This is a genomic window from Sulfitobacter pacificus (genome assembly GCF_030159975.1).
Taxonomy (GTDB): domain Bacteria; phylum Pseudomonadota; class Alphaproteobacteria; order Rhodobacterales; family Rhodobacteraceae; genus Sulfitobacter; species Sulfitobacter pacificus.
The window spans coordinates 70,976-88,198 of sequence record NZ_BSNL01000001.1 but is presented as its reverse complement, the minus strand read 5'-3'; the positions used below and the strand labels follow the sequence as shown (position 1 = coordinate 88,198).

At 57.3% G+C, this 17,223-nt stretch carries 24 protein-coding genes; 17 read left to right on the top strand and 7 right to left on the bottom strand.

Translation table 11 applies throughout. The features are described from left to right. Positions 1-4: 4 nt before the first annotated feature. Positions 5-883, bottom strand: coding sequence for a LysR family transcriptional regulator (locus tag QQL78_RS00500; protein WP_284375382.1), 879 nt, complete (start codon positions 881-883; stop codon positions 5-7). 201 nt (positions 884-1,084) lie between these two features. Here QQL78_RS00500 and QQL78_RS00495 point away from each other — a divergent pair, with 201 nt between their 5' ends. The 12 genes from QQL78_RS00495 (at position 1,085) to trmD (ending at position 8,619) form a co-directional block, all read left to right on the top strand. Further along, positions 1,085-1,567, top strand: a complete 483-nt coding sequence (locus tag QQL78_RS00495) for a hypothetical protein (protein WP_284369487.1) — start codon at positions 1,085-1,087, stop codon at positions 1,565-1,567. A gap of 161 nt (positions 1,568-1,728) precedes the next feature. Continuing rightward, positions 1,729-3,225 carry a signal recognition particle protein gene (gene ffh, locus QQL78_RS00490; protein WP_284369485.1) on the top strand — a complete coding sequence of 499 codons (1,497 nt, stop codon included), beginning with the start codon at positions 1,729-1,731 and terminating at the stop codon, positions 3,223-3,225. Continuing rightward, positions 3,222-3,746, top strand: a complete 525-nt coding sequence (locus QQL78_RS00485) for a GNAT family N-acetyltransferase (RefSeq protein WP_284369483.1) — start codon at positions 3,222-3,224, stop codon at positions 3,744-3,746. The genes ffh and QQL78_RS00485 overlap by 4 nt, the downstream gene beginning before the upstream one ends. Continuing rightward, positions 3,743-4,270 (top strand): GNAT family N-acetyltransferase, encoded by a 528-nt coding sequence (locus QQL78_RS00480; RefSeq protein WP_284369482.1) that lies wholly within the window; start codon positions 3,743-3,745, stop codon positions 4,268-4,270. The genes QQL78_RS00485 and QQL78_RS00480 overlap by 4 nt, the downstream gene beginning before the upstream one ends. Before the next feature lie 5 nt (positions 4,271-4,275). Then, on the top strand, positions 4,276-4,794 hold the full coding sequence (locus tag QQL78_RS00475; RefSeq protein WP_284369480.1) for a GNAT family N-acetyltransferase: 519 nt from the start codon (positions 4,276-4,278) through the stop codon (positions 4,792-4,794). Next, on the top strand, positions 4,791-5,087 hold the full coding sequence (locus QQL78_RS00470) for a chorismate mutase (protein WP_284369478.1): 297 nt from the start codon (positions 4,791-4,793) through the stop codon (positions 5,085-5,087). Before QQL78_RS00475 ends, QQL78_RS00470 begins: the two co-directional genes overlap by 4 nt. A 45-nt stretch (positions 5,088-5,132) precedes the next feature. Continuing rightward, the gene (rpsP, locus tag QQL78_RS00465) at positions 5,133-5,534 is read left to right on the top strand and encodes a 30S ribosomal protein S16 (protein ID WP_284369475.1); all 402 of its coding nucleotides are present in this window, start codon (positions 5,133-5,135) and stop codon (positions 5,532-5,534) included. An 18-nt stretch (positions 5,535-5,552) separates the two neighbouring features. Beyond that, entirely contained in the window at positions 5,553-6,182 is a 630-nt protein-coding gene (bluB, locus tag QQL78_RS00460) for a 5,6-dimethylbenzimidazole synthase (RefSeq protein WP_284369474.1), read from the top strand. After that, a complete protein-coding gene (locus QQL78_RS00455) occupies positions 6,182-6,331 on the top strand; it encodes a hypothetical protein (protein WP_284369471.1) in 150 nt (49 codons plus the stop codon). The genes bluB and QQL78_RS00455 overlap by 1 nt, the downstream gene beginning before the upstream one ends. 175 nt (positions 6,332-6,506) lie before the next feature. Continuing rightward, positions 6,507-7,043 carry a ribosome maturation factor RimM gene (gene rimM, locus QQL78_RS00450; RefSeq protein WP_284369469.1) on the top strand — a complete coding sequence of 179 codons (537 nt, stop codon included), beginning with the start codon at positions 6,507-6,509 and terminating at the stop codon, positions 7,041-7,043. Further along, positions 7,043-7,834 (top strand): hypothetical protein, encoded by a 792-nt coding sequence (locus QQL78_RS00445; RefSeq protein WP_284369467.1) that lies wholly within the window; start codon positions 7,043-7,045, stop codon positions 7,832-7,834. The genes rimM and QQL78_RS00445 overlap by 1 nt, the downstream gene beginning before the upstream one ends. After that, positions 7,831-8,619, top strand: coding sequence for a tRNA (guanosine(37)-N1)-methyltransferase TrmD (gene trmD, locus QQL78_RS00440; protein ID WP_284369465.1), 789 nt, complete (start codon positions 7,831-7,833; stop codon positions 8,617-8,619). The genes QQL78_RS00445 and trmD overlap by 4 nt, the downstream gene beginning before the upstream one ends. Before the next feature lie 20 nt (positions 8,620-8,639). Here trmD and QQL78_RS00435 read toward each other — a convergent pair whose 3' ends face one another. Beyond that, the gene (locus QQL78_RS00435; protein ID WP_284369463.1) at positions 8,640-8,891 is read right to left on the bottom strand and encodes an HP1242/YdcH family protein; all 252 of its coding nucleotides are present in this window, start codon (positions 8,889-8,891) and stop codon (positions 8,640-8,642) included. A gap of 76 nt (positions 8,892-8,967) precedes the next feature. Next, the gene (gene ppk2 / locus QQL78_RS00430; RefSeq protein ID WP_284369461.1) at positions 8,968-9,855 is read right to left on the bottom strand and encodes a polyphosphate kinase 2; all 888 of its coding nucleotides are present in this window, start codon (positions 9,853-9,855) and stop codon (positions 8,968-8,970) included. Positions 9,856-10,171: 316 nt separating this feature from the next. Here ppk2 and rplS point away from each other — a divergent pair, with 316 nt between their 5' ends. Next, entirely contained in the window at positions 10,172-10,546 is a 375-nt protein-coding gene (rplS, locus tag QQL78_RS00425; RefSeq protein WP_203209142.1) for a 50S ribosomal protein L19, read from the top strand. 11 nt (positions 10,547-10,557) lie between these two features. Continuing rightward, a complete protein-coding gene (gene rpmE / locus QQL78_RS00420) occupies positions 10,558-10,779 on the top strand; it encodes a 50S ribosomal protein L31 (RefSeq protein ID WP_025043451.1) in 222 nt (73 codons plus the stop codon). Positions 10,780-10,914: 135 nt separating this feature from the next. Here rpmE and QQL78_RS00415 read toward each other — a convergent pair whose 3' ends face one another. Further along, positions 10,915-11,565: an outer membrane protein gene (locus tag QQL78_RS00415; RefSeq protein WP_284369456.1), complete on the bottom strand. Its 651-nt coding sequence runs from the start codon at positions 11,563-11,565 to the stop codon at positions 10,915-10,917. Between the two features lie 370 nt (positions 11,566-11,935). Between QQL78_RS00415 and QQL78_RS00410 the strand changes: the two genes are divergently transcribed. Further along, positions 11,936-12,745, top strand: coding sequence for a division plane positioning ATPase MipZ (locus QQL78_RS00410; RefSeq protein ID WP_284369454.1), 810 nt, complete (start codon positions 11,936-11,938; stop codon positions 12,743-12,745). Between the two features lie 177 nt (positions 12,746-12,922). On the opposite strand, the gene QQL78_RS00405 is transcribed toward QQL78_RS00410, so the two are convergent. Next, on the bottom strand, positions 12,923-13,315 hold the full coding sequence (locus QQL78_RS00405) for a GFA family protein (RefSeq protein ID WP_284369452.1): 393 nt from the start codon (positions 13,313-13,315) through the stop codon (positions 12,923-12,925). A 104-nt stretch (positions 13,316-13,419) separates the two neighbouring features. Here QQL78_RS00405 and QQL78_RS00400 point away from each other — a divergent pair, with 104 nt between their 5' ends. Next, entirely contained in the window at positions 13,420-14,136 is a 717-nt protein-coding gene (locus tag QQL78_RS00400) for a helix-turn-helix transcriptional regulator (RefSeq protein WP_284369450.1), read from the top strand. 117 nt (positions 14,137-14,253) lie between these two features. On the opposite strand, the gene QQL78_RS00395 is transcribed toward QQL78_RS00400, so the two are convergent. Together QQL78_RS00395 and QQL78_RS00390 are read right to left on the bottom strand one after the other, a co-directional pair. Continuing rightward, on the bottom strand, positions 14,254-15,138 hold the full coding sequence (locus QQL78_RS00395) for a DMT family transporter (protein ID WP_284369448.1): 885 nt from the start codon (positions 15,136-15,138) through the stop codon (positions 14,254-14,256). 26 nt (positions 15,139-15,164) lie between these two features. Further along, positions 15,165-15,611, bottom strand: a complete 447-nt coding sequence (locus QQL78_RS00390) for a MarR family winged helix-turn-helix transcriptional regulator (protein ID WP_386258636.1) — start codon at positions 15,609-15,611, stop codon at positions 15,165-15,167. Between the two features lie 81 nt (positions 15,612-15,692). Here QQL78_RS00390 and hmgA point away from each other — a divergent pair, with 81 nt between their 5' ends. Next, positions 15,693-17,054 (top strand): homogentisate 1,2-dioxygenase, encoded by a 1,362-nt coding sequence (gene hmgA / locus QQL78_RS00385; RefSeq protein WP_386258634.1) that lies wholly within the window; start codon positions 15,693-15,695, stop codon positions 17,052-17,054. Positions 17,055-17,223 lie beyond the last annotated feature (169 nt).

Here is a 17,223-nt window from a genome sequence, read left to right as displayed (position 1 = left end):
GGGTTCACAAACCACCCTCGCGGACGTTTTCCTTGATAAACCGCAACAGCGCCTGAACTTTGGTGGTTCGGTGCAAATCAACATGGGTGACCAGCCACAGAGGTGCGGCCCATTCCGGTCTGGGGGCGTGAACCTCAACAATGTCGGGGATCTGGGCGGCCCCCATGTCCATCAAGAACCCGATCCCTGCACCGGCCTTGACCGCGGCAATGACTGCATTGGTATCGGTACACCGGAAGGTGATTGCGCTGTCGGGCACATGTTCACGCATCCAGGTGTTATGCGGCGCACGGCTGTTGCGGTTGTCATCACCAACAAATCTATGATGTGCATAGTCTTCCGGCCCCTTTGGGATCCCGTGCTTTTTGACGTACCCCCTGCTTGCATAGGCCGCAATCGGCAATTTCAGCAAGGGTTGGACAACATTATCAGGCTGGTCCGGCACCACACCCGCACGGATTGCCACATGGGCCTCACCATATTCCAGCCGGAACAGGCGTTCACCCGTGAGGTAGCGGACCAGAACATCAGGGTGTTCGGCCTGAAAGGCAATCAAGACCGGTACAATCTGGGTCGCCAGCGAGGCCAGCGATGTCACGACCAGTTCACCGGATACATCCGCACCGCGTCCCTTGATCCGCCCGGCCAATTGTCCAAATTGATCATCTGTCGCCTGCGCCACCTGTAGCAGGTCCAGCCCCGCTTCGGTGGGGGTGTATCCACGGGCATGGCGCTGGAACAGTTTGACACCCAGACGCCCTTCCAATGCATCGATATGTCGGATGACGGTGGCGTGATGCACGCCCAGAACCTCAGCGGCACCGCTGACCGTGCCCTTCCGGGCAACCTGAAATGCCGTTCTGATCTCGTCCCAATTTTCCATCGACTTCATTTTGACCGCCGCGACCTTAATCACAAGTTTCTATATCACAAATGCGGCCTCACTTACGCTTGGGAAACGCGTTTTTTGCCAATAAACACAGCAAAAAGGCGAATAACGTCGCCAAATTCGCCAAAAAGGGGTGAAACGGTGGCACAGCAGCAGTATACTGGCGCGGCCTCCCACCTTCGGTGAAAGTTCCGTATGAAAATTGTCCGCGAATCCGCCGATCAGTTGATCATCGAAAACAACCCGATCTGGCTGGCGGCTTTTGTGACCCTGTTTGGCCTTGTCTTCCTTGGCATCGGTCTGTCGGTATTTGGCACCGAACCAGGGACGGGACTGGCCTTTATCGCGGGCGGTCTTGGCATCGCCATCGGGTTCAACATGATCTTCGTGCGCCGCACCCAGTTGATCCTTGATAAGCCGCGTGATCTGGTGGAACTGCGCCGGCGGGGATGGCTGGGGTATTCCAGTCTGACCTGGGAGCTGCGTTATCTTGATCGGGCAATTGTCGAAACCTCGCGATCCGGTGATACGGACACCCACCGTGCCGCCCTTGTGATCAGCGGCGGCATGGACGCAGGCACCCATCCGATCACCTGGGTCTATTCCAGCGGGCGCGGGGCAAGTCGGGCCATGAATGCCGTGAACGGCTGGCTTGACTCACACCGTTCCAACGCCTAAACGCTCCCTAATTCCCGGAAGCCTTGCCTTCCGGTCCCATTGCCATTTGGCAGGGATCGCCCTCAGTCAGCGCGTTGCGCCCACTGGGGCATTTGTGCATTTTCGCGGGCGCTCCTATATCAGGGGCATCCCGCAACCGAACCGAGAAAGGGCATCTGCCCATGTTTGAGAACCTCAGCGAACGCCTGTCCGGCGTATTCGACCGCCTGACCAAACAGGGCGCTCTGTCCGAAGAGGACGTGAAAACCGCCCTGCGCGAAGTACGTGTGGCGCTGCTGGAAGCGGATGTTTCGCTACCCGTCGCACGTGATTTCGTCAAAGCGGTACAGGATAAGGCCACAGGTCAAGCCGTCACCAAATCCATCACACCGGGCCAGCAGGTCGTCAAGATTGTGCATGATGCGCTGATTGATGTGCTCAAGGGTGAAGGCGAACCGGGTGCCTTGAAGATCGACAACCCACCGACACCCATTCTGATGGTTGGTCTGCAAGGGGGCGGTAAAACAACAACAACCGCCAAACTGGCAAAACGGCTTAAGGAAAAAGACGGCAAGCGCGTGCTGATGGCGTCATTGGATGTGAACCGCCCTGCGGCGATGGAACAGCTGGCGATTCTCGGCACCCAGATCGGCGTGGACACCCTGCCGATTGTCAAAGGCGAAGATCCCGTTGCCATCACCAAACGCGCCAAGACGCAGGCGGGCTTGGGCGGCTATGACGTCTATATGCTGGATACCGCGGGCCGTTTGTCGATTGACGAAGAGCTGATGCAACAGGTCGAAGCGGTGCGCGATGTTGTCACGCCGCGCGAAACGCTGCTGGTGGTTGACGGTCTGACCGGTCAAGACGCAGTGCACACGGCTGAGAATTTCGACGAGCGCATCGGCATCACCGGTGTGGTCCTGACACGGATGGACGGCGACGGGCGCGGTGGTGCGGCCTTGTCCATGCGTGCGGTCACCGGCAAGCCGATTAAATTCGTCGGCCTTGGCGAAAAAATGGACGCGCTTGAGACCTTCGAGCCAGAGCGTATCGCGGGCCGTATCCTGGGCATGGGCGACATTGTTGCGCTGGTCGAGAAGGCGCAGGAAACCATCGAGGCTGAACAGGCCGAAAAGATGATGAAGCGCATGGCGAAGGGTCAGTTCAATATGAACGACCTCAAGATGCAGCTGGAACAGATGATCAAGATGGGCGGCATGCAAGGCATGATGGGCATGATGCCCGGCATGGGCAAAATGGCCAAACAGGTTGAAGAGGCGGGTATGGACGACAAGGTGCTGCTGCGCCAGATCGCCTTGATTCAGTCGATGACCAAGAAAGAACGCGCCAATCCTGCGCTGCTGCAGGCCAGCCGCAAGAAACGTATCGCCAAAGGTGCCGGCATGGAGGTTTCCGACCTCAACAAGCTGATGAAAATGCACCGCCAGATGTCCGACATGATGAAGAAGATGGGCAAAATGGGTAAAGGCGGCATGCTGAAACAGGCGATGAAGGGCATGATGGGCAAAGGCGGCATGGACCCGGCAGCAATGGCCGGCCAGATGGACCCCAAGGCAATGGAGGCGGCGGCCAAGGCGATGGGCGGTAAGCTGCCCGGCATGGGCGGCGGCATGGGCCTGCCCCCCGGGCTGTCAGGGTTTGGGAAGAAGAAGTGAATGCGCACGCGACATATCCTGCGACCCTTGATGCGGAGGGTTTGACCCTGCGCGTGCCGACGGCGCAGGATCTGCCGCATTATGCGGCCTTCTACGCCGTAAGTGACGTTGAGGTCGGCGGTTATCGCGGCAACCGCACCGACGCGGAAGTGCAGACGATCCTCAACCGCGACATCGCACATTGGGAGGCGAAGGGCATTGGCATTTTTCTCGTCTTTGAGGGCACGACCTTCATGGGCGGCACCGGGCTTGCCCATCCCGACGACTGGCCCTGCCACGAGTTGACATGGTGGCTAATGCCGCAGACACGCGGCAAAGGCGTGGCGACACGCGCCAGCCGCGCGGTGATCACATGGGCCTATGACACGCTGGGCTGGGACCGGGTCGAGACGCATATGCGCGACGAAAACACACCCGCCCGCCGCCTTGCGGAACGCCTTGGCGGGGAAATCGACCGCCGCCAGACCTTCCCTGATGGGGTAACACGCGACGTCTTTCTCCTGCCCCGGAGGATCGCATGACCACGACTCTGATCATCCCCACCGTCGAAACCGAACGCCTGCGCCTGCGCGCGCCGCAGTGGTCGGATTTCGACGCATTCGCCGCTTTCCGCATGAGCGATCGCACCAAACATCTGGGCGGTGCCTGCACCCGAACGCAAGCCTTTGACAAGCTGGGCGAGATCATCGGCCATTGGCATCTGCGCGGCTATGGGCGCTGGATGGTAGCGGATAAGGTAACGGATGCGCCGCTGGGTGTCGTTGGCTGTTTCTTCCCTGACGACTGGCCCGAACCCGAAATCGCATGGTCGGTTTTTGAAGGGGCCGAGGGACGCGGCATAGCTTCGGAAGCGGCACGCGCTTCACTCGCTTTCGCCTATGACACGCTGGGATGGACCACTGCGATCAGCTGTACCACGCCTGAAAACAGCCGTTCCAAAGCGCTTGCCATCCGGATGGGCGCAACCCGCGAGGACGACTTCACCACACGCGACGGCATGATCCTTGAAGTTTACCGCCACCTTGGGCCGGAGGCACTGAAGTGATTGCCATGACCGATCCCATTCCCGTGCTGGACACCCAGCGGCTAACCCTGCGCGCACCGCGCAAGTCGGATCTGCCGACATTGACCGCCTTCTTTGAAACAGAGCGCAGCCATATGGTCGGAGGCCCCGCAGATGCGAACGAGACCTTTGCAAAGCTTGCTTCGCGTATTGGTCACTGGGCAATTCGTGGGCATGGCGTTTGGCACATAGAGCATCGCAAGACCGGGGATTTTCTGGGCTGGGTCGGCATCGGTAATCCACCCGCATTTGATGAACCCGAATTGGGTTGGACGCTGTTTGCCCACGCCGAAGGCCAAGGCTATGCCTATGAGGCCGCCCGTGCAGCGCGCGCCTATGCCGCCGTGCATTTGGATCTCGACAGGCCAATCAGCTACATCCACGCAGATAACAGCCGTTCGCTCGCCCTCGCTGCCAAACTTGGCGCGACATACGAGCGCGAAGGCGTTGTCCTGAACAAACCCTGCCAGGTATGGCGCCACCCATCACAAGTGGAGACCGCATGACCGATACCGTTAAACTTGCCGCCGAGGTGTTGAAAGAACACCGCGCCTCCATCGACCGTCTGGATGCGATCCTTGTCTATACACTGGGCGAGCGGTTCAAACACACACAGGCTGTGGGGAAACTCAAAGCCGAACACGACCTTCCCCCGTCCGATCCAAACCGCGAAGCGGATCAGATCGCGCGGCTCGAAGATTTGGCGAACAAGGCTGACCTTGATCCCGAATTCGCCAAGAAGTTTCTAAACTTCATCATCGCTGAAGTCATTCAGCACCACAAAAGTCACCAATCGTAAGGTGGGTAAGACCCACCACGACACCAACCTAAAGGACTACACACCATGGCTATGAAAATTCGTCTCGCCCGCGGCGGCTCCAAAAAGCGCCCCTTCTACCGTATCGTTGCTGCGGACAGCCGCATGCCACGCGACGGCCGTTTCATCGAGAAACTGGGCACCTATAACCCGCTGCTGCCAAAAGACAGCGAAGAACGCGTGAAAATGGACGTCGAGAAAGTAAAAGAGTGGATGGCCAAAGGCGCACAGCCAACAGACCGCGTTCGCCGCATGCTGGAAGCCGCAGGCGCCCTGCCGAAAACAGAGCGTAACAACCCCAAGAAGGGTACACCGGGCAAGAAAGCGCAAGAGCGCGTTCAGGAGAAAGCCGACAAGGCCGCAGCGGCAGCAGAAGCTGCAGCAGCACCTGCCGAGGAAGCACCCGCAGAAGACGCGGCAGCAGAATAAGCAAACAGGCATTCCGGCATGGACACGTTTACAGACGCATTCCGTGCCGGGTTGCACGATCTGATGCGGTGGCGGCGCGATGTGCGCCAGTTCCGCACCGATCCGGTGGACGAGGCGCTGCTGCGCCAGTGCCTCGACACCTTTTCCCTCGCCCCTTCCGTTGGTCTGTCCGAGCCATGGCGCCTTTTGCGCGTCACCTCATCCGAGGCCCGCGCCAAAGCGATGGCAAATTTCGAAGACAGCAATGCACAGGCCCTTGCCGGCTATGGCGGTGATCAGGCCAAGCTTTATGCCTCCCTGAAACTCTCCGGCATGAAAGAAGCACCCGAACATCTGGCGGTCTATTGTGACGACACCACAGAGAAAGGGGCCGGTCTGGGGGTTGCCAGCATGCCCGAGATGCGGCGCTACTCTGTTGTGGGTGCCATCACGCTGATGTGGCTGACCGCGCGCAGCCTTGGGCTGGGAGTGGGATGGGTTTCTGTCCTTGACCCGACCCGCCTGAATGCTGATCTTGACGCACCGGAGGGGTGGTCGCTGGTGGCTTACCTTTGCATCGGCTGGCCACAGCAGAATACACTGACCCCGGAACTGGAAACCAAAGGCTGGGAGGTCCGCGCCCCCGCCCTGCATATTGAAAACCGATGATGTACCGATTAATCCTGCCGTTACTGACACTTATCCTCGGCTTTGCCCTTGGGGTCTGGTATGATCGTCAGCAAATGTCGGTGGAATGTGCCAATGGCGAAGGCGAATGGACCGGCACAATCTGTGTGAATTCGGAGTTACTGCAATGAGCATTGGCCGCGCAATTTTAAGACAGATCGCACTCCCGTCTATCGTGCTTTCCTGCGTATTCGCCGCTGGTTTCTTTACCGGCACATCCGCCAGCCTGTCCACGATGCAGACGGAATGCGCCCTTGTGCAAGGACAATGGAAAAACAGCCTCTGTGTTGTTTCGGAGATATCTCAATGACTGATCTGATCCCCGTGGGGGCCATCGCCGGGGCTTACGGCGTGCGCGGCGAGCTGCGCATCAAAAGCTATTGCGCGGTGCCAGAAGACATCGAAAACTACAGCCCGCTTTGGACCGAAGGGCGCGGCAAGCAGCTGGCGCTGGCCATTCTGCGCCCAATCAAAAACGGGTTCTCCGCCCGCATTCCTGATGTCGCCTCCAAGGAAGAGGCAGATGCGATGCGCGGTACGGTGCTATACGCGGACCGCAGCCAGCTTCCCTCGCTACCGGATGATGAGTTTTACTATGCCGATCTTATCGGGCTCGAGGTCTATGACACCGGGGGCGTCCTGCTGGGCCGTGTCAAAACCGTGAACAACCACGGGGCTGACGACCTGCTGGAACTGCAACTGGCGGGCAAGACTGACACGGTGTTCCTGCCCTTCACCAAAGCGGCGGTGCCCACCGTTGATCTGGCCGCCGGACGCATCGTGGCAGACCCGCCGCTGGGCATTTTACCCGAAAGTGAAACAGCCGAAAGCAGCGCCGACTGATGCCGCGCCGCATTATCCTTCATGCGGGTTTTCACAAGACGGGCACCTCCAGCATTCAGGCAACACTGCGTGAGAACCGTGTGGCGCTGAAGAAACAGATCGCCCTGCGGCTGCGCTGGCATCTCAAGGATATTGTTGTCGCCGCACGCGGCTATTCCACCGACCGTGATCCGCTGACCCTGATCAAGGTACAGTCGCGTTTTGGCGAAATGGTCAATGCGATCCCCGGCATGCCGCGCCGCACCCTAGTTATCTCGGCGGAAGAGCTGAGCGGCCATTTACCGGGGCGCGGGCCGCTGGCGGATTATTCTGCCGCGCCTGTCTTGCTATATGCCTATTGGGAGATCCTGCGCAGCGCCTATCCAGAAGCCGAGATCCTGATCTATCTGAGCACCCGCGCACCTGAGGCATGGCTGGCTTCCGCCTATTGGGAACATGTGAAATCTTCCGGCATGACAATGAACTTTGACGTTTTTGAACACACCTATGGTGAGGCTGCCAATCTGGATGCAATGGTCGCCGAAATCGCCAGTCGCGTGCCTGCGGTGGTAGAGGCCCGGCGGCTGGAAGACTGCGCCGACCTGCCGCTTGGCCCTGTGGATCCTTTGCTGGACTTATGCGATATCCCCTTGTCGCTGCGTCCTTCACTGGTTGCTGTACCGGCGGCCAACCGGCGGCCCCGTCAGGATGTTCTGGATGCGCTGTTAGAGGCGAACAGAACCCATAGCGACGCTGCCGCGCGCAATGCCGCCAAGAAATCAATCCTTTCAGCAGCGGGGCTGAGTGCATGAAACCTACACGTTCCCATGGCCGCCAATCGGTCAGCGCCTCGTTGAAACCGCGCGAGCTGATGCAGGATAAACCGGCCTATCGCGATGTCTGGCAAGCGCGGATTGTGACGCTGTTCCCCGATTTATTTCCCGGTGTGTTGGGGGCGAGCCTGACGGGAAAGGCGTTGCAAGACGGGTTGTGGCAATTGCATACCCATGATCTGCGCCGCTTTGGTATTGGCAAACACCGCAATGTTGACGACACGCCGGCGGGTGGTGGGGCGGGCATGGTGATGCGCGCCGATGTGGTTGGCCCCGCGATCGAAGCTGCACAGCAGGGCAGCCATGGCCGCTGGCCTATCCTCTATATGTCACCGCGCGGTCAACGGTTTGATCAGGCGATGGCGGCGGATCTGGCAACCTGCGCCGGTGTGACCATGCTCTGTGGGCGGTTTGAGGGCGTGGACGAAAGGGTAATCGAACATTACGGCATCACCGAAGTTTCCTTGGGTGATTTTGTGATGACCGGCGGAGAACTGGCCGCGCAGGCGATGATCGACGCCACTGTGCGTTTGCTGCCGGGGGTATTGGGCAATGCCGACAGCACGGTGGAGGAAAGCCATTCCAACGGCTTACTGGAACATCCGCAATATACCCGCCCTGCCACATGGGAAGGGCATGACATTCCCGAGGTGCTGATGTCAGGCAATCACAAGAAGGTTGCCGAATGGCGCAAGACCCAAAGCCTGGCACTTACCCGTGCCCGGCGGCCAGATCTGATCAGGGACAAAGACGGCGACATCTAACCGCCGCCGCATGTCCTGTTTCAGGCCAGATCAGCCTGCGCTTTGATATAGGCAAAAATCTGATCTTTCAGGGCCAGCCGTTCCTTGCGCATCGCGACCATATGGTCATCACTGGTCGGCTCAACATCTGTTTCGGCCCGGTGAATGGCCCGATTCAGGACGTGGTACCTGTCTGACAATTTGGCGAAATGGCCGTCGGATTGGCGCAGGATCGCCATTTCATTGGCCAGATCGTGGAATTCTTCGGCCAGTTCATGAGGGGTGTGTGACATCTTTTGTCCTTTCTGGGACTCTGGTCTGAGAGGTTCGGCTTTGGCGCAGAATCCACTGATCCTGTGCCAGAGATATTCAGGTTTTACGGCTCTGCGGATGCAGGGAAGACGCAAGAATATGATCGTTGTTACGCAGCAGCGTTTGCGCCTGATGAAAGATCAGCGGGTCCGGCGGTGAGGCCACCAGAAGATCCTTGTCGGGGTAATCCAATTTGGACAGGAAATGCCGCATGCAGGTCAGCCGCGCCCGTTTCTTGTCATTTGAGCGGATTACCGTCCATGGGGCATCCGCGGTATCGGTGTAAAAGAACATCGCCTCTTTCGCTTCGGTATAGTCATCCCATTTGTTCAGACTGGCACGATCAATCGGCGACAGCTTCCACCGCTTGAGTGGATCCGTTTCACGGGCGGAGAAGCGGCGCGCCTGCTCTTCCTGTGTGACCGAAAACCAATATTTGAACAGCCTAATCCCGCTGCGGGTCAACATCCGTTCAAACTCCGGCGTCTGACGCATGAATTCAAGATATTCAGCAGGGGCGCAGAAATTCATCACCCGCTCCACCCCGGCCCGGTTGTACCAAGACCGGTCATAAAGGACGATCTCACCAGCGGTGGGCAGATGTTTGACGTAGCGCTGAAAGAACCATTGACCGCGTTCCTCATCATTTGGCTTGTTCAGGGCCACAACCCGAGCACTGCGCGGGTTAAGGTGTTCGGTGAAACGTTTGATGGTGCCGCCCTTGCCCGCCGCATCACGCCCCTCAAACAGCAGCACGAACTTCTGGCCGGTTTCCTGCACCCAATGTTGTACTTTAAGCAGCTCCACCTGAAGCGCGGATTTCTCTGCTTCATAGGTGCGGCGGTCCAGCTTTTCGGCATAGGGGTATTTACCCTGCTCAAAGCCCGAAATCGCCTCTTTCCTGCTGGCCTGTTCAAGCGTTGCGTCCTTGTTGGTATCGTCCATGCGGGCCCCCTTCATTGATTGCATTTTCAGTTTGCGGGCACAGGCTACGACATCTTGGGAACCCGGTGCATTGACGTGGATCAACAGCATCCAAATGCGTGCAATACCCTTGATCCCACATCACAACCCACATATACGGCAGGCAACTGGAATCACTTTGCGTGACTCCGGTGTTTTGCGTTATGCGCAAAGCAGACAAGCAATGACGATGCTACCTTCGGTGGGTGCCTGCGGGTCACCCGAAAGACAGACCGAAGCTCTTGGATCACTGAACAACATTCGTGGAACACCACGATCATCATAGGAGAAGCGTCAGATGAACCTGATCGCAGAAATCGAGGCGGAACAAATCGCCGAACTGGGCAAAGAAATCCCAGACTTCCGTGCCGGTGACACCATCCGCGTCGGCTTTAAAGTTACCGAAGGTACACGCACCCGTGTACAGAACTACGAAGGCGTTTGCATCGCGCGTAACAACGGCCACGGCATTGCCGGTTCGTTCACCGTGCGTAAAATCAGCTTTGGTGAAGGTGTCGAGCGTGTCTTCCCGCTGCACTCCACCAACATCGACAGCATTACCGTGGTCCGCCGTGGCCGTGTGCGTCGCGCCAAACTGTATTACCTGCGTTCACGCCGTGGTAAATCCGCGCGTATCGTTGAGAATTCCAACTACAAGCCGAAAAAAGCGTAAGGGGCGGACTGATGAAAGCCGATACACATCCCGAATACCACACGATCAACGTCAAAATGACCGACGGTTCCATCGTGGAAATGAAATCAACCTGGGGCAAAGAGGGCGACCAGCTGGCGCTCGATATCGACCCTTCCGTGCACCCTGCATGGACTGGCGGCACAAGCCGCTTGATGGACACCGGTGGCCGCGTGTCCAAGTTCAAGAACAAATATGCAGGTCTGTCGCTGTAAGCGATTTAGGACTGCATTTGGTGCCTGCCGATTTGGTCCAATGACCAAGCTCCGGCAACACCAGCAGAAAATAAAAGGGGCGTAAAGCGATATGCTTTGCGCCCCTTTTTCGATCCAACTCCCAAAAGGGCAGGATCAGAATTTATATGACATTTTCACCTGCACTGTGGTCGCATCCGCGCTCAGATCCAGACCGTCAAAGTCGTCACCAAAGTCGTGATACAGCACTTCACCACCCAGCACGACATTTTCGGACACCAGATAGTCGACACCGAAGCCTGCCACATACCCGTTTTCGGAGAAGTCAGTGCCGCCGACATTAATGTCCGCCTTAGCTGCACCCAGAACACCATAAACCAGCGTCTGGCCCATATCATACCCGAGCTTCAGCTTGGCACGGGCAACGGAATCAAGTTCACCAATGGTACCGATGTCGATGTTTGCCGCGTTATAATCCAGTTCACCGCCAGCAACAAAATTGCCGAAGTCATGCATATAGCCGATGTGGGCACCACCTATGGCACCGTCACCGTCCAGACCACCGCCAAATGCGAAGGTTTCGTCAGCGGCATCCACATCCCCGTCGCCATCCCGGTCGATCTGGTTGGCAACATTCAGGTTACCATAGCCCAGCTGAATACCGGCATAGGCACCCGTCCAATCGGCAGAGACGATTTCAGGGGCCAGAACAGGTGGTGTTACGACAGGTTCTGCGAGGCTACCGGCAAGGGCGCTGCCTGCGCCGGCAAAGACTGTCAGTGTAGCGGTTGTAAGAAGACGTTTCATGTTAGGTCCTTTCAAGGGGAAGCCGTTGGGCGTTCATTGATATGAGGAAGATATTTGTCCTCGGACCGTGTTTTTCGAGAGATACAGCCCCGTTTCACTTCCGGCTTCGGGCCAATGTGGCCTGCACGTTGCACCCCGTTGAATCGGCAACATTTGGCGCAAATTTTATCTCGCTGTTTCAAAGGCTTGTCGGGACGCCAGCAAAAGAATGCCAATCCTGCAAAATCCGGGCGAAGAAAATGAAATCTGATGGAACCATTTATTCTGTTCTCTGGCGCGGCTCACAGCCACTTCCCAAAGCCGCCCACCCCACATATAGTGGTGTTCAATAGAAACTGCATAAATTGCAGTCGGGCAGAGGGACGCGTACATGGCGCATATAATCGTCGTCGGAAACGAAAAAGGCGGCGCGGGAAAATCCACCGTCTCCATGCATCTGGCGACGGCTTTGGCGCGGATGGGACACAGGGTCAGCGGCCTTGATCTTGACCTGCGGCAACGCACGTTCGGGCGCTATGTGGATAACCGCAATGCCTTTATCAAACAGGCCAATCTGGACCTTGCCAGCCCCAAGCTGTGCGAGCTCCCCGAGATTGAGGCAAGCAGCCTGAAACCGGGCGAGAATGTCTATGACCATCGGCTAAGCGCGGCGGTGGCGTCGATGGAGCCCGATAATGATTTCATCCTGATCGATTGCCCCGGCTCGCATACCCGCCTGTCACAGGTGGCGCATTCGCTTGCTGACACTTTGGTCACGCCGCTGAACGACAGTTTTGTCGATTTTGATCTGTTGGCCCATACGGACGCCATGGGTGACAAGATCACCGGCCCGTCAGTCTATTCCGAAATGGTCTGGACCGCGCGGCAGCTGCGGGCGCAGGCCGGGCTGGCCCCCATTGATTGGGTTGTAGTGCGCAACCGGATGGGCGCACAGCGGATGGTCAACAAGGATAAGATGGAAAAGGCGATCAAGAACCTGTCCAAGCGCATCGGCTTCCGCGTCGCACCGGGCTTTAACGAGCGGGTGATTTTTCGTGAATTGTTCCCGCGCGGGCTGACATTGCTGGATCTCAAAGATGTCGGCGTCAAACAATTGAATATTTCCAATGTTGCGGCACGACAGGAATTGCGCGATCTGATCAAGGCCCTGAACCTGCCCGGCGTGACGCCAGATTTCTAGGCGCGGGCAAGATATGATGGGCTGCCCTGCTTGACCGAATGCAGTGTCTCTTACGGTTTACGATCAAACATCGCACGCCCTGCTGACCTGCACCGGGCGTTCATCGTCGTAACCCCAAATGCAAGGGACACGGCGCGAAACACCCCGAGTATGTGACTCAAACCTGCCCGCTTGCCTCTATTCCGGATGCCCGTCATTCTGGGGCGCATCGTCGCAAATATTATACCACGAAGGTTTTTCGCCAACGAATTCATGCGATTGATTCATGAGTTCGATGTCCCCATCAAGCGCATTTGCCGCAATTGGAAAACTATCCTTGGGCGAAAGTATTTCACCCAGCGAGGTGCCGCAGATTTCGCAGAAACACCGGCCATAGACATAAGGGCTGATGGGTTCGAAAACGCGAACGGACTCCTTACCTGAAATCCACCTAAGGTCTTCCCTTTTGACAAATACGATGGTGCTTGCGCCCACCTTGCGACACCTTGAACAGTGACAGGTTCCCACAAATGACGGTGTCTTTGCCAATTCAAATTGAACCGCTTTGCAGCAGCAACTTCCCTTGATCATAGTCTTCTCTTTCCTGTTTCCCTGACCTTCCTCTCATGTTTGCCCAGCGACCGAAACATGGCATGCTGACAGCATCATGGCAGCATCAAACACGGGGACTGATTTTGCGCAAAGCGGAACGACTATTCGAGGTGATCCAACTTCTGCGCCTTGCGCGAGAACCGATCTCGGCACAGCAGATTGCAAAAGAACTGGGGTCGTCCCAACGTTCGGTTTATCGAGATATATCGGCGTTAAAGGCACAGAATGTTCCAATCAGGGGCGAGGCCGGCATCGGCTATATCCTTGAAAAGGGGTTTGACATGCCGCCTTTGATGTTGACCTCGGATGAGCTGGATGCGGCAGTTTTGGGTGCGCATTGGGTTGCAAGCCGCGGTGAGCCGGATTTGGCAAAAGCCGCACATAACTTTCTGGCAAAGATCGAAGTGGTCGTTCCAGAACGCCTGCGGGGACAGGTGCTGGAACCTGCGACAAGTGTTGCACCTGTTGTGCCAACAAAGGAGATGGTCAGCTCTTCGTTTCTAAGGAATGCCATCCGACTACACCGAAAGATATCGCTGGTATATGAAGATGGTTCTGGCGCTCGCACAGAGCGGGTGGTCTGGCCCATTCTGCTTGGGTATCGGGATGCGGGGCGTATTCTGGCGGCTTGGTGTGAGTGTCGAAGCGGCTTTCGGTACTTTCGAACGGAACGTATGATTTCAGCGGATATACAAGCGCAACGGATACCGGAAAATGCGCGGGCTTTGCGTGCGCGCTGGCGTTCTGCGATGGACCATGAACGGGCAAGCTATGCCAAGCAACCCAAGGGTGAGGAATAGCAGGTTTCGTTAGCCTTTGGCACGCCCCCAATCTTGCCGCCTTCTTTGGGAACGTCCGGTTCTGCGTTTGGTCATTGCTCGTGGAGAGTTCACATTCCAGACCTCAAATAATCGGATTTACACCCGCTGCCGCGTGTTGCGCCCATTGAACTGGCGCAGCAGCAAGACCAGGTTGGAAACCACCAGCGCGCCAATCACGATACCGCCCCCAAGCAGCGCATAAGCTCCGGGATTCTCGCCCACCACAGCCCATGCCAGCAACGGGGCCAGCACCGATTCCAACAAGACCAGAAGCCCCACCTCAGCCGAGGTGATGAAACGTGGCCCAATTGCCAACAGAACCGAACTGGCCAAAATGACCCCCGCATGCCCCAACACCAAAGGGGCCTGATCCAACGGCATCGATAAGGGATCCGCAAAGGGGGCGATCAGACAGGCGGCCAAAATATATGCCATGGCCACACCGGGCACCATCGACACGTTTCGCACGCGACGCGCGGCGGTAAGGGCTGCGGCGAACAGGGCGGAAACACTCAGCGCCAAAAGGTCGCCTGTTAGGCTGGCATTCTGGGTCTCTCCCGACCCGTAGGCAATGATCGCGAGACCCGGCACAACCGCAGCAATGGTCAACCATGTACGCACCCCAAAAGGTTCGCTCAGAAAAACGCGGCTAAGGATGGACGCAAAAATTGGCAGCGAGGCGATGATAAACACCACATTGGCCACTGAAGTCAGGCTGACGGCCACCACAAACAGTACCCCGCTGGCCCCGACACCAATCATATAGATCACACCATAGCGCCCGCTGCGCAGCACCGCGCGAAAAGGGTCCGTTCCCGCAGTGAGCAAAATCCAAAGCGCCGATAACCCGCCTGCCAACAGCAAACGCCAAAAGGCAATGGTCAGGGCGTCCGCCGCAATCAGGCGCACAAACAAGGAATCCGGTACCACAAAAAGGACGCCAAACAGCGTAATCAACAATCCTTTGGCCTGATCACTCATGCCAAAGCTGTGACGCGAAACACCCCCTAAGTAAAGTCGCGCGGGGTGCCCCCACCGAGTTTGACCAATGCCCGGCGCAGGGTCATCGCCTCTTCCGGGTCCAATTGTTTCAGTAACGTCGATTCATAATTTTCTGCCACGCTGCGCAAATCATCATAGGCCGCCCGCCCCTGTTTCGTCAGCGTCAGCCGTGTCACCCGCCGGTCAGAGCAATCCAAAGCGCGTTCAATAAAACGTCGTTCTGTCAGGCGCTGAACGGCGCGGCTGATCTTGGTCTTATGGGTTTTTGCACGCAGCCCAATCTCGCTTGCCGACATCTGCCCGTATAGCCCCAGATGAAACAGCACCCGCCACTCTGTCCGTAACATTCCGTACCGATTTTTATAAACCTGTTGAAATGTAAGGGAGCTGACCTCTGCAGCCTGATTCAACAAATAGGGGAGAAAAGACTGTAGTTCAAAATTGGATTGCATCATCGGAAGCCTGTTGTTGGTTACAAAAACAACCATTACATATGCAACTGAGTCTGAAAAGAGGACATTGGAGTGCCAAAGATGAACCGTCAGCTAACGCCAAGCGATATGACAACTGCTGCGACGCCCATGGGCACGCTTGAAGGCTATATGCCCGGTTTCGGGAATGATTTCGAAACCGAAGCTCTGCCCGGCGCGCTGCCTCAGGGTATGAATTCGCCACAGAAAGTGAACTATGGCCTTTATGGTGAACAGCTTTCTGGCACGGCCTTCACCGCCCCCTCGCATCAGAACGAGCGCACATGGTGCTACCGCATCCGCCCTTCCGTCAAACATTCGCACCGCTACGAACGGATTGAGCTGCCCTATTGGAAATCCGCGCCACACATCCCCGAAGATGTGACCAGCCTTGGCCAATACCGCTGGGACCCGGTGCCCCACGGCGAGGCCCCGCTGACATGGCTGACTGGCATGCGCACAATGACCACCGCCGGTGATGTGAATACTCAGGTCGGCATGGCCAGCCACATCTATCTGGTGACCGAAAGCATGGTCGACAGCTATTTCTATTCCGCTGATTCCGAACTGTTGGTGGTTCCGCAGGACGGGCGCTTGCGGTTTTGCACCGAGCTGGGCGTGATTGATCTGGAGCCCAAGGAAATCGCCATCCTGCCGCGCGGCTTGCTCTATCGCGTCGAGGTCCTTGAAGGGCCGGCACGCGGCTTTGTCTGTGAAAACTATGGTCAGAAATTTGAATTGCCCGGCCGTGGCCCCATTGGGGCCAACTGCATGGCCAACCGGCGCGACTTCAAAACACCCGTGGCGGCATTTGAGGACCGCGAGGTTGCCTCTACCGTGACGATCAAATGGTGCGGCCAGTTCCACGAGACACATATCGGCCATTCGCCGCTGGATGTGGTTGCATGGCATGGCAATTACGCCCCGGTGAAATACGACCTGCGCACCTATTGTCCGGTGGGGGCGATCCTGTTTGACCATCCCGATCCGTCGATCTTTACCGTGCTGACGGCGGCCTCCGGCGTGGAAGGCACCGCAAATATTGACTTTGTGCTGTTTCGCGAGCGCTGGATGGTGGCCGAAGATACCTTTCGTCCACCGTGGTATCACAAGAACGTCATGTCCGAACTGATGGGCAATATCTACGGCCAGTATGACGCCAAGCCCAAGGGGTTCATCCCCGGCGGCATGTCCCTGCACAACATGATGCTGCCACATGGGCCGGACAAAAACGCCTTTGAAGGCGCATCCAATGCTGACCTTGAGGCGGAAAAGCTCGACAACACCATGAGCTTTATGTTCGAGACACGTTTCCCACAGCACCTGACCGAATTTGCCGCCAAGGAAGCGCCGCTTCAGGATGACTACATCGATTGCTGGAGCGACATTGAAAAGAAATTCGACGGCACACCCGGTAAGAAGTGATCGAAGTTTTGGGTGTAATCATGCTGCTACTTATGGCGTTTGTCCTTTGCTTTATCTGCTGGGCGTGGTGGCAAAAGTTTGTCAATCAGCGCCCGGACAGATATGGCAAGGGGCCCGGCCACGATTTGCGCGGCCCTGAACGCGGACAATGGGACCGCCCCGACTAGTC